The following is a 12,065-nucleotide window of genomic DNA, read 5'->3' as shown; positions in this document are numbered from 1 at the left end:
GTCGTCCGTGACCGAAGCAGGGACGAGGAGGCCCTGTGGGTCCGGTCGACAAGACGCGCGGCAGGCGCATGGCGAAGAAGAAGCCCCGCAAGTTGCTGCGCCGTCCCCGCGTTCGGCGCCGGAACCCGGGCAAGGGGGGGGGAGCGCCGCGGGGTGTCTCTTATCCCCATCTAGATGTGTATAGGAGACGGGGTGTGCACCGGGGCCACGCCTCTGTATGTCAGCAGGATCTGTGCGTGCAGCCGGACACCGTTGACACCGGAAACACCGTCGTCGACGGGAACGGACTAGTCTCGGCGGTGTGAATGAAGCCGATGTCACCGTCACCCTCCTCGTGCGGAGCACCTGCGGATCCTGCGCCAGAGTGCGGGGACAGATCACCCCGCTCTGCGGACAGCTCGGTGTCCTGCTCGAGGTCGTGGACGTGGACTCCGAGACGGCACTGGCCGTCGAGTTCGGGGACCGGGTCCCTGTCGTCCTCGTCGACGACGAGGAGGTCGCCTGCTGGGAGATCGACGATGAAGAACTGGTGGAGGCGGTGACCCGTGCCCGGAGTGCATCCGGAACCGTGCCCGGTACAGTCACCGGCAGCTGACCGGGGTACCGGCGGGTGTGCGGCCGGCAGGTCATATCGCCCACCCCTGCGCTTTGGACGTGGGGGCTTCCAACAGATACCGTATATACCCGTTGACAACCTGTCCCCGTCGTCGGCCCCGCCGACGACGGTGACGCACTCGAGCCGCGCATCGCGAACACAGGAGGCGGAACGCCCATGGCCGGACTGGGTATGACCGGGCCCGCAGCGGTCCTCCTTGTCGGGCTCTCCTTCCGATCTGCACCCGTGCCGGTGCTGGAGAAGGCGTCCGCCGCCGCCACGGACCTGGCCGCGCTGGAGCATGACCTGCTCGACGGTGACTGTGTCACCGAGGCACTCGTACTCTCCACCTGCAACCGCATGGAGTTCTACGTGGCCACCACCGCCTTCCACCCCGCACTGGACCATGTGGTCGAGACCGTCGCCGACCATGCCGGCATCCCCGCCACCGACCTGGAGCCCTACCTCTACGTGAGGTACGCCGACAAGGCTGCCGAGCACATGCTCACCGTGGCCTCCGGTCTGGACTCGATGGTCGTGGGGGAGCAGCAGGTCATCGGCCAGCTGCGGAACGCGTACCACACTGCGGACGACAACGGCACCGTGGGCAGTGCCCTGCACGAGCTCACCCAGCGGGCCCTGCGTACCGGCAAGAGGGTGCACACCGAGACCGAGGTGGATGTCGCCGGGTCATCGATGGTGAGTTTCGCCCTCGGCCACGCGGTGGAGGAACTCGGCGTCCCCGACATGACGGGACGCCGTGCCCTGGTCGTGGGGGCAGGGGCGATGGCGTCCCTGGCGTCCACCTGGCTCGGCAGGGCCGGCGTGTCACACGTCACGGTGGCGAACCGGACGCTCAGCCGCGCCGAAAATCTGGCCGACCACGCCCGGCAGGCCGGCGTGTCCGCCTCCGCTGTACCGCTGTCCGGGATCCCCGGCGTTCTGCAGGACGTGGATCTCGTGGTCTCGGCCACCGGTGCCGTCGGCACCGTCATCACGGGGGAGGATGTCCGGGCCGCGCAGACCGTGCGACCGCACGACATGGTGCTCGTCGACCTGTCGATGCCCCGCGACATCGACGATTCCGTGGTCAGCGAGGAAGGATCCGGTGCGGACAGGGCAGACGTGAACATCCGTCTGCTGAACATCGAGGAACTGACCACCCTCGCCGGGGAAGGTACCCGGGACGAGGACGCCGCACGTCAGGTCGTCCGCGAGGAACTGGACGAATACCTCGAACAGGTCCGGGTACAGTCTGTCGTCCCCACGGTCAAGGCACTGCGTCAGCGGGCGTCCGACGTCATCGACGACGAACTCGGCCAGCTGATGCGCCGGACCCCCGGAATGACCGACCAGGAACGCGCCGAGGTCACCCGGACCGTCCGCCGCGTGGTGGACAAGATCCTCCACACCCCGACCGTGCAGGTCAAGAAGCTCAGCAGCGCCGGCGGGAGTGTGAACTACGCTGAAGCACTCGCCGTGCTGTTCAATCTCCCCGCCGGTTCCTCGGCACCGGTGTCACGGTCGGTGGAACCCGGTGACGCAGGCCTCGCCCGCATCGGCAACATGATCACCGGAGAGGCCTCATGACCGCCGGCAACCTGACCGGGCCCCGTCCCGGCCGTTCCGCCGGGCGCACCTTCCTCGTCGGTACCCGGGCGTCGACCCTCGCCTCCACGCAGGCGGGAACAGTGCGGGACGCCCTGATCGACCGGGGAACACCCGCCGAACTCCACTTCGTTCACACCCCGGGAGACGCCTCCCAGAAAGCACAGACACCTGTCGCCCGCATCGGCGTCGGTGTGTTCACCGAAACCCTGCGTAACGCGCTGGCGGCGGGAGAGTGCGACGTCGCAGTCCACTCGTTCAAGGACCTGCCCACCGCTCCTGACCCCCGCTTCATCGCCGTCGTCCCGCCCCGGGTCGACCCGCGGGAGGTTCTCGTCAGCAACGGTGACCTGACGCTGCGGGAACTGCCCCGGGGAGCCAGGGTAGGCACCGGGGCACCCCGGAGGGTGTCACAGATCCGTGCACTGCGCCCGGACGTGGAATGCGTGGGACTGCGCGGAAACATCGACACCCGGATGAGCCGGGTCGGCGACGGTCCGGAGGATCTCGCGGCCGTCGTTCTCGCCCGCGCCGGACTGGAGCGGGTCGGGCGTCTGGACCGCGCGGCCGAGACCGTCTCCGTCACCGACATCATGCCGGCGCCCGCACAGGGCGCACTGTGCGTGGAGGTACGGGCAGACGACGCCGCCGCAGTTGAGGCGGTCCGCCACCTCGACGACCCGGTGTCCCACGCCAGGGCCGTCGCCGAGAGAGCGGTGCTGGCCACCCTCGAGGCGGGGTGCACCGCCCCGGTGGGTGCCTTCTCCACCCTGGAGGACGGCGTCCTGACCCTGCAGGCCGGAGTGTTCGCCCTGGACGGGTCCACCAGCCTGGTCCGTACGATCTCCGGCCCGGTGGACGCCACCGGCGCAGGCCCCGGAGATGCTCACGGTGGCGGTGAGGACGACGGCACAGACGCCGGGGAGGGCGTGGTTCACCCTGACCCGCAGCATGCCGCGGCAGAACTGGGCAGGACACTCGGCACCCGACTACTTGAGGCGGGGGCAGCCTCAGTGATCGCCACAGCCGGGCCGTTGTGACCCCCGCCGACCGACGACCCGCCTCCCCGCAACCCCCATCTTCCCTTTCCCACCGGCCGGAACAGCCGTCCGGTCCGGGAGCTCCAACGAGAAAGACCCCGATGACCTCTGCCGGTAATGCCCACGGAAACGGACGAGTGCTCTTCGTCGGCGCCGGTCCGGGCAACCCTGAACTCCTGACCGTGCGGGCCCGCGAAATCCTCGAGCACACGGTGCATGCGTGGGTCGATCCAGCTGTACCCGAGTCCGTCCGCACCCTCATCGCCGCCGCCGAACCCGTGTCCGCCGAGAAGCGTGAGCGGGCGGAGAAACAGTGGCGTGCAGAAGCCGAGGCGGCGAAGGAGTCCGGCAGTCGTCGGCGTCCTCCCCGCCCCACGGCACTCACTGCCGCGGAGATCGTGCTCACCGCCCCCGGATCCGGCGTGGTGACCGGGCCTGATGCCGGCGCCGGCACTGGCACAGGGTCGGCCACCGGGTCGGCCACCGGACCCGCACCGGCCCTCGGCCTCCCCGCCCCCGTGCCCCCCCCCCCCCCCCCTGCTTCCCGCCGGGGGGCTGCGCGTTTCCGTCCCTGCGCCGCCCCCCGCCCCGCCCCCTGTCTCTAATACCCATCAGGTCGGCCACCGGGTCGGCCACCGGACCCGCACCGGAACAGGCCGTCGCGTCCTCCGCCGCCGGAGAACCGACGACCGCCACGCTTCCGGACGTCCCCGCCTCACGCAGCGGCTGCAACGGTCCGGACCTCACCGTCCCGGATGTCGGTGCGCACGCCCTGGCGGCGGACATGGTCGCCAGGGTGCGCAACGGGGAGAATGTGGTGCGGCTCGTCGCAGGTAACCCCGTCGACAACCCGGCCGTCCTCCGCGAACTGAGGGAGGTGGCCGCGCTGGGCGCCGAGTTCGAGGTCATCCCGGGAATGACCGGAGCCTCCGCCCTGCCCGCGTACAACGGCATCCCCACCGGTGACGGCTACACCGCCGTAGATCTCCGCGGCGGTCTCACGGGAGTGGACTGGGCAGCCGTCGCCGCCGCACCGAAACCGCTGATCGTCACTGTTGTCCCCACCGACCTGGCCCCCGTGGCCCGGGAGCTGAAAGGGCACGGGGTACCCGGAACCACCCCGGCCACCGTCACGGTGCACGCCACCACCCGGCGCCAGAAATCCTGGGACGTCACCCTCGACACCCTCAAGTCCGTCGTCGCCGCCTCCGGACCGCTGGCCAAGGAGGGGGAGATGCCTGAGGAACTCGTCGTCACCCTCGGGACCGCTGCATCCGGCAGATCGAAGTACTCGTGGTGGGAGAACCGGGCCCTGTACGGGTGGAATGTCCTGGTGCCTCGCGCGAAGGCGCAGGCCGGGCCGATGAGCACCCGGCTGGCCTCCCACGGTGCGATCCCCATCGAGGTCCCGACGATCTCCATGGAACCGCCCCGCAGTCCGGCCCAGATGGAGCGGGCGGTCAAGGGACTGGTCGACGGACGTTACCAGTGGATCGTCTTCACCTCCGTCAACGCGGTGAAGGCCGTGTGGGAGAAGCTCCGCGAGTTCGGCCTGGACGCCAGGGCCCTGGCAGGGGTGTCTGTCGCCGCGGTCGGTGAGAAGACCGCCCAGGCGGTCCGCGACCTCGGGATCACCCCCGAACTGCTGCCCAGGGCCAACGCCCGCAACGCCGCCGGGCTCGTCGACGTCTTCCCTCCCTACGATGCCGACCTCGACCCCGTGGACCGGGTCCTGCTTCCCCGCGCGGACATCGCCACGGACACCCTCGTCGACGGTCTCATCGACCTCGGCTGGTCCGTCGAGGACGTGGTGGCATACCGCACGGTGCGTGCCGCCCCGCCAAGTCAGGAGATCCGCGACATGATCAAGTCCGGTGGTTTCGACGCGGTGTGCTTCACCTCCTCGTCGACGGTGAAGAACCTCGTCGGTATCGCCGGCAAGCCGCACACCAGGACGATCATCGCCTGCATCGGACCGGTGGCCGCGAGGACCGCCGAGGAGCACGGACTGCGGGTCGACGTGATGCCTGAGGTCGCCGGAGTACCGGAACTGGTCGATGCCCTGGCCGAGCACGTCGCGGCCCTGCGCGCGCCCTGCGCGCGGCCGATCAGCTGCCGCCCCCGCGTAAGCGGCGTCGTCGCCGGCGCACGCCGCACAACGGTCAGTGACCCGAGTCCCGACCCGGACCCCGGGCGTACCATCGGCACCATGACTGAGTTCTCGACCACGTCCGTTGCCGGTTCCGGCTCCGGAGACGTTCCCGGAGAAGTTTTCGGGGCACTGCCCGGCACTACCCCGACCGACACCTACGGCGTACCTGCACCGGTGCGCCGCCCCCGCCGCCTGCGTTCCAGCCGGGTGATGCGCGATTTCGTCGCTGAGACGCACCTCGACCCGGCCCAGTTCGTCCTCCCGGTGTTCATCGCCGAGGGTATCGACTCCCCCCGGGAGATAAGTTCCATGCCCGGCGTGTACCAGCACACCGAGGCGTCCCTTCTCAGGGCGGCGGAGGAGGCGGTGGCCGCGGGCGTCGGGGCTCTGGACGTCTTCGGCGTCCCCGCCCCCGGGCACAAGGACGCCACGGGGTCGCAGGCCTGGGCGTCCGACGGGATCCTCAACAGGGGTGTGGCGGCTCTGCGCCGGGAGTTCGGCGACGACCTCCTCGTCATCGCGGACACCTGTCTCGACGAGTTCACCGACCACGGTCACTGCGGTGTCCTGGCCACCGACAGCCACGGCAACACGGTGGTGGACAATGACGCCACGCTTCCGCTCTACGCGGCCATGGCGGTGAGCCAGGCCCGCGCCGGCGCGCACGTCGTCAGCCCGTCCGGGATGATGGACGGTCAGATCCGGGTGGTCCGCGCCGCCCTCGACGCCGAAGGATTCAGCGACGTCAGCATCCTCGCCTACTCCGCGAAGTACGCCGGAGCTTTCTACGGTCCCTTCCGCGAGGCCGTCCAGTCGACGCTGCAGGGCGACAGGAAGACCTACCAGCAGGATCCGCGCAATGCCCGTGAAGCGCTCATGGAGGTCGACCTCGACATCAGTGAGGGCGCGGACATGGTGATGGTGAAGCCTGCCATGCCGTACCTCGATGTACTGCGTCAGGTTGCCGACCACTCGACGGTCCCTGTCGCGGCGTACCAGGTCTCCGGCGAGTACGCGATGATCACCGCGGCGGCCGACAACGGGTGGATCGCCCGTGAACCGGCGATCCTCGATTCACTCACGGGGATCCGTCGGGCCGGTGCGGACATCATCCTGACCTACTGGGCCACAGAGGCCGCCCGACTGCTCAAGGGGTAGGACCGTCCCCGGGGACCGTCCGCCGTGCAGACACCGGTGGCGACGCGGGACGTCCGTGCTACGGCTAGGCTGGAGACCGACATGAACGCACCCCACAGTTCCCCGCGACGAACCGACCCCCCGCCGCCGGCCGGTCCCCCCGGGTTCCCCGGTTACCCGGCGGGCCGGCCCGGTCCTGGCGGGATGCCCGAACCGCCGAAGATCGGACGTCCCGACGGCCTTGCCCCGTCAGTGAAGGACGCCCCGGAGCAGGTGCGTGACGGCGTGAAGATCTGGTACGCCGTCTCAGGGCTGCAGCTTCTCACCGGAATCCTGCAGCTGGTACTGAACCTCACCGACCGGCGTGCACTGAACCGCCAGGTCACCCTGCAGACCCGGGACATGGAACTTCCCGCGGGAGTCACCGTCGGCGAACTGGTGACCGGCTACGCGGTCGCCCAGTTCCTGCTGACCCTGCTGTCCGTCGTGGTCTGCGTGTGGCTGATCTCGCGTGCCGGGCGCGGCGGCTACCGGTCCCGGCTCTTCCTCAGCCTGGGTTCGGTCTACCTGGCGATGACCGCACTCATGCAGACTTTCGCCGGAGCACCGGAGACAGGGTCGGTGGTACTCATCGTGCTGATCGGGGCGGGGACCATTGTCTCGGGAGTTCTCGCGCCCGTCGGCTGGTGGCTGATGTCCCGGCCCGAGAACCGTGACTGGTTCGGTCTGCCGGGGGAGAAAGAGCTGGCCGAGTTCACCGCTGCACTCGACCGAAGGTCGGCTGACCTGAGGAAACAGCGCCAGGAAGAGCGGAAGAACAGTCGGCGGGACCGTCGCGACGACGGTGACGGCACCTCCGGCGGTTCCGGAAGGAAGGGGCGCTGACAGTGTCCACCACACAGCCCGCCTCGCAGGCGGCAGGGCCGTGGCGGAAGGCTCCGCGTCTGGTCCGCACCGGATTCGTCCTCGTCGTCCTCGGCGCCGTCGGTCTGCTGCTCAGCGGGATACTGATGTGGACCGCCGAGCCTCCCACGGACCCGGGTCCGGAACAGCGGCGGGTCATCGACGCCGTGGTGACCGCCCTGCGGTGGACGGGAGGCATCGAGATCCTGGCAGCGGTGGTTCTCAGTGTCGCGAGCCCGGGACTGCTCCTGGGGGATCCGCGACGACGGACGGTCACCGCGGTGGCCGCCGGCGTCGCGGCACTCACCGCGCTCGGAATCTGGGCGTTGGGCATAGGTGGACCGGTGCAGCCGTTGCTGGCGTTCATTCTCGCCGGAGCTGTGCTCGCGGTGTACCGACCGGCCGTGCGTTTCCACTTCCGACCGGGGAGGGGGACGTCGTGACCGGCGGCAACGAGCACCGGGAGGTCCACGGCGGACACCGGGGTACCGGTCAGGTCTCCGCGGCCTCCCGGGCGATCGAGGAGGCTCGTGACGCGGCCCGGGCGGCTGGCCTGCTCGACCGTCACAGCGGCTCCGGTGCAGAGGACCGGGCGGACGACGCCCCGGAATCCGCCGGCCCCCTGACGTCGTTCACCTGGCATCTGTCCGGACTGGAGTCCGCGGTGGAGGCAGGACAGGTGGAGGCGGCGCTCTGTGCCGTGCCCGGGGTACAGGCCCGGGTGGTGTACTCCACGTCGATGGCCTGGGTCACCGCCCCCGACGATCTTTCCCCCGACGTGCTGCGTGACCTCATGGCGGGTATGGGGGTGGACGCCTGGCTGACCACGGCGTCCCTGCGCCGTCGTGCGGAGCGGCTGAACATCAGTGAACGTCGGCGCCGGATGCGGCGCGCCCGGCGTTCCCGTCAGCGCCCCCGGAGTTTTCAGGAGAGGGAGCGCCACGCCACCACCTACGCCGACATCCGGCGTGAGAAGCGCCTGCGCAGACGCGGGTACGGTGCCGGTACCGGAGGCTCTCAGTCTTCTGCGGCGACGGAGGTCCTGTACACGGCCCGGGACCTCATCACCATCCCCCGGCTCATTGTGGCTGTTGTGCTGGGGCTGCCGGTCGTGGTGCTGCAGCATATGCCGGGCTGGCAGTTCGACCGCTGGCAGTGGCTCTGCCTGGCACTGTCGCTTCCCGTGGTCACCTGGTGCGCCTGGCCCTTCCACCGCGCCATGCTCGCCGGCCTGCGCCGGGGCATGTCCGCCCTGGACACGGCGTCATCGGTGGCGATCCTGGTGTCCTTCATCTACTCGCTGGTGACGATGCTGGTCAGCGATGTAGGGGACGCGGGATGGCGGAACAGCCCCGGCTGGACGGCGGGTTACCACGACTCGGGTAACGGGTCCGTCTTCCTCGACGTCGCCTGCGGTGTGACGATCCTGCTCCTGCTCGGACGACTGGCCTCCCGGCGGACACGTCTCAGGTCCTCACTGGCCCTGGGGACTCTCAGACTGCCCGGTTCGGACACCGTCACCGTGGTCCGCAACGACCGCCGTGGCAAGCCGGTCAAGTCGGCCATCACCGTCGGCGAGATCCGGGTGGGCGACGACATTCTCGTCCCCCCGGGTGGAATAGTCCCCTCAGACGGAGAGGTGGTCGGAGGCCGGGCGATGGTGGACGCCGGGCCGTTCGGAGGGCGCGACCGCCGGATCGAGGTCACGGTGAACTCACCCGTGTACGCCGGTGCACGTAACTGCGGTGACACCCTGAAGATCCGGGTGGAACGTACCGGGTCGCGGACCCGCCTCGCCGCAGTCAACAGGTGGATCGCCGCGGCCGAGCGTGACGAGAACCGCCTCGACCAGCTCGCCACCAGGTCGGCGTCACTGCTCGTCCCCTGGGCGGTTGTCGTCGCCGTGGGCGCCGCCGCCGTCTGGCTCCTCGTCACCGACTCCCCGGCCTCGGCCGTCGCTGCAGCACTTGCGGTGCTGATCTCTGTGGCCCCGCTGGCTCTCGCGGTGTCCACGACGCTGGCCCTGCGCCTCGGCCTGGCGCGTGCGGCGGCGGGGGGAACCCTGCTGCGCAACGCGAACACCATCCACCAGCTCGCGGACGTCGACACGGTCATCTTCAACCGCAACGGAACTCTCACGCACGGGCCTATGACCGTGACCGGTATCACCGCGGCGAAGGGGGAGAACCCTGAGCTGGTGCTCCGTGTTGCCGGGGCACTGTCGCTGGAATCGAACCACGCGGTGTCGCGGGCGATCGTCCGGGCTGACAGGGAGGCACGCGACGCGGGCACCGGGGGAGACTCGGTACCACACTGGCTGGAGACCGGACCGGTCGTCGTCGACGAGTTCGGGTCGTTCACCTCCACTGTCGAGATTCCGGTCAAGGACCCGAAGACCGGCGAGACCGCCACACGTCACCTTCCGGTCGCACTGTGGCGTCCCCGGGACCTGTCGGAACTCTCCGACCCTGCTCTCGCCAACGCCGCGGTGAGCGGCGGAACTCCGCTGGTGGTCAGCTGGAAGGACCGGGCACGGGGCGTGATCAACGTGTCCGACCAGGTCAAGGGGGACGCCGCAGCCGCGGTGGAGACTCTCGAGGAGATGGACATCGAGACCACCATGATCGCGCGTGACACCTACCCGGTGGCCCGGCGCATGGCGGACATGATCGGTATCTCCACTGTGCTCGCCGGTATCGCCCCGGGGAGGAAGGCGGCGACCGTCCGCAGCGTCCATGCCCAGGGGGCGAAGGTGGCGATGGTGGGTGACCAGGACGTCCTCGACTGTCTCCGGGTCGCCGACGTGGGCATGCTCATGGGGTCGGCGGACCGCATCGACAACGCGGAGAGTGACGTCGTCATCATCAGGGAGGACATCTCCGCGATCCCGGAGGTCATCAACCTTGTCCGGCATGTCCGGGCGACCGTCGACTGGAACCTCTGGCTGTCCTGGGGCTACAACATCGCAGCCCTGCTGCTCAGCGTCACCGGACTGCTCAACCCCCTCGTCGCCACGGTGCCGATGCTGCTGTCTTCGCTGTTGATCGAGTGGCGTTCCGCCCGTATCACCCACCGTGACTACACCACACGGACGACTGTCAACGCGGACTGGCGTCCCCGGTGGGTCAGGTTCCGGTCGTGGGCAGGTGAGAATCTTCTGCCCTGGCAGACCGAGTAGCCTGCTGCAGCGGACAGACACAGCGGAACCAGGAGCTGCAGCCCCGGGCGTCCCCGGAATACCGCGGGGTGCCCTGCGGGGGGCGGAACCCGACCGGCCGGCGTTATGCTGGTCGACGTGATGAGTGAACACACCGAGAAGAATCTGGCGGCCAGCACCGAAGCGATGCAGGAGGCGCGTCGGGTCATCCCCGGGGGTGTCAACTCCCCGGTCCGTGCCTTCGGCTCGGTCGGGGGCACCGCCCCGTTCATTGCCTCGGCGTCGGGGTCCCGGCTCACCGACATCGACGGCAACGACTACGTCGACCTGGTGTGTTCCTGGGGGCCGATGATCCACGGTCATGCCCACCCGGTCGTGGTTGACGCGGTGCAGGAGGCCGTGTCGAAGGGTGTCTCCTACGGGGCGCCCACCCTCGGGGAGATCGCCCTCGCCGAGGAGATCATCGGCAGGACCAGCGTGGAGAAGATCAGGATGGTCAACTCCGGTACCGAGGCGACCATGTCCGCCGTCCGTCTGGCCCGCGGCTACACCGGTCGTGACCGGATCCTGAAGTTCATCGGGTGCTACCACGGACATGTCGATTCGCTTCTCGTTTCGGCCGGTTCCGGGGTGGCGACCCTGGGGCTGCCGGATTCGCCGGGTATCACCGCCGCGGCCGCCGCCGAGACCGTCGCCGTGCCCTACAACGACCTCGACGCCGTGCGTGCCGCCTTCGCGGAGCATCCCGGCGAGTTCGCCGCGGTGATCACCGAGGCGTCCGCCGGGAACATGGGGTCGGTCCGTCCGGACCCGGGATTCAACGCAGCTCTGAGGGATATCGCGCACTCTGACGGGGCACTTCTGATCGTGGACGAGGTCATGACCGGTTTCCGTACCTCGCGTCAGGGATGGTTCGGGGTTGACGGGGTGGCAGGCGACCTCACGACCTTCGGCAAGGTCGTCTCCGGCGGGATGCCCGCCGCTGCTTTCGGTGGACGGGCGGAGATCATGGACATGCTCGCTCCGGTCGGGCCGGTGTACCAGGCGGGTACCCTGTCAGGGAACCCGGTGGCGATGGCTTCGGGGCTGGCGTCACTGCAGCTCGCCGACGAGGGTGTCTACCGGACCCTGAACGCGAACGCGGACAGGCTGTCGTCGTTGATTTCCGCGGCACTGTCGGCGGAAGGGGTGGTCCACCACATCCAGCGGGCGGAGTCGATGCTGTCTGTCCGTTTCGCCGAAGGTCGGGGGAGGAACTTCGACGACATGCAGGCCGCGGACACCTTCCGTTACGCACCGTTCTTCCACGCGCTGCTGGACGCCGGGGTGTACGCTCCGCCGAGCGTCTTCGAGACCTGGTTCGTCTCCACCGCACTCACCGACGACGACTTCGCCCGGATTGAGACTGCACTGGTCCCTGCTGCGAAGGCTGCCGCCGCGGCCCGCAGACCGTAGACGCGTCCGAGGCGGTGG

Annotated in this window: 9 protein-coding genes and 1 pseudogene; all 10 read left to right on the top strand. The window is 69.4% G+C overall.

The window, feature by feature from the left end; all coding sequences use genetic code 11:
- Positions 1 to 301 precede the first annotated feature (301 nt).
- The 10 genes and pseudogenes from BN3906_RS04185 to hemL all read left to right on the top strand — a co-directional run bounded on the left by BN3906_RS04185 (position 302) and on the right by hemL (position 12,047).
- Positions 302 to 595: a glutaredoxin family protein gene (locus tag BN3906_RS04185; RefSeq protein WP_066584509.1), complete on the top strand. Its 294-nt coding sequence runs from the start codon at positions 302 to 304 to the stop codon at positions 593 to 595.
- Between the two features lie 177 nt (positions 596 to 772).
- Positions 773 to 2,185 carry a glutamyl-tRNA reductase gene (locus BN3906_RS04180; protein ID WP_066584507.1) on the top strand — a complete coding sequence of 471 codons (1,413 nt, stop codon included), beginning with the start codon at positions 773 to 775 and terminating at the stop codon, positions 2,183 to 2,185.
- Positions 2,182 to 3,243: a hydroxymethylbilane synthase gene (hemC, locus tag BN3906_RS04175; protein ID WP_066584504.1), complete on the top strand. Its 1,062-nt coding sequence runs from the start codon at positions 2,182 to 2,184 to the stop codon at positions 3,241 to 3,243. The genes BN3906_RS04180 and hemC overlap by 4 nt, the downstream gene beginning before the upstream one ends.
- A gap of 101 nt (positions 3,244 to 3,344) precedes the next feature.
- The gene (locus tag BN3906_RS15405) at positions 3,345 to 3,848 is read left to right on the top strand and encodes an SAM-dependent methyltransferase (RefSeq protein WP_078057095.1); all 504 of its coding nucleotides are present in this window, start codon (positions 3,345 to 3,347) and stop codon (positions 3,846 to 3,848) included.
- 80 nt (positions 3,849 to 3,928) lie between these two features.
- Positions 3,929 to 5,412 (top strand): annotated as a pseudogene (locus BN3906_RS04165) (uroporphyrinogen-III synthase); the annotation flags it as partial.
- 40 nt (positions 5,413 to 5,452) lie between these two features.
- Positions 5,453 to 6,553: a porphobilinogen synthase gene (gene hemB / locus BN3906_RS04160; protein WP_078057094.1), complete on the top strand. Its 1,101-nt coding sequence runs from the start codon at positions 5,453 to 5,455 to the stop codon at positions 6,551 to 6,553.
- A gap of 183 nt (positions 6,554 to 6,736) precedes the next feature.
- Positions 6,737 to 7,417 carry a hypothetical protein gene (locus tag BN3906_RS04155; RefSeq protein WP_237559657.1) on the top strand — a complete coding sequence of 227 codons (681 nt, stop codon included), beginning with the start codon at positions 6,737 to 6,739 and terminating at the stop codon, positions 7,415 to 7,417.
- A 2-nt stretch (positions 7,418 to 7,419) separates the two neighbouring features.
- On the top strand, positions 7,420 to 7,878 hold the full coding sequence (locus BN3906_RS04150) for a hypothetical protein (protein WP_066584490.1): 459 nt from the start codon (positions 7,420 to 7,422) through the stop codon (positions 7,876 to 7,878).
- Positions 7,875 to 10,613 (top strand): heavy metal translocating P-type ATPase, encoded by a 2,739-nt coding sequence (locus BN3906_RS04145; protein WP_261796834.1) that lies wholly within the window; start codon positions 7,875 to 7,877, stop codon positions 10,611 to 10,613. The genes BN3906_RS04150 and BN3906_RS04145 overlap by 4 nt, the downstream gene beginning before the upstream one ends.
- 117 nt (positions 10,614 to 10,730) lie before the next feature.
- Positions 10,731 to 12,047 (top strand): glutamate-1-semialdehyde 2,1-aminomutase, encoded by a 1,317-nt coding sequence (hemL, locus tag BN3906_RS04140; protein ID WP_390620316.1) that lies wholly within the window; start codon positions 10,731 to 10,733, stop codon positions 12,045 to 12,047.
- Positions 12,048 to 12,065: the final 18 nt, after the last annotated feature.

The sequence above is a fragment of the Corynebacterium provencense genome (genome assembly GCA_900049755.1).
Lineage (GTDB): Bacteria > Actinomycetota > Actinomycetes > Mycobacteriales > Mycobacteriaceae > Corynebacterium > Corynebacterium neomassiliense.
This window is presented reverse-complemented; position numbering and strand designations above follow the sequence as displayed.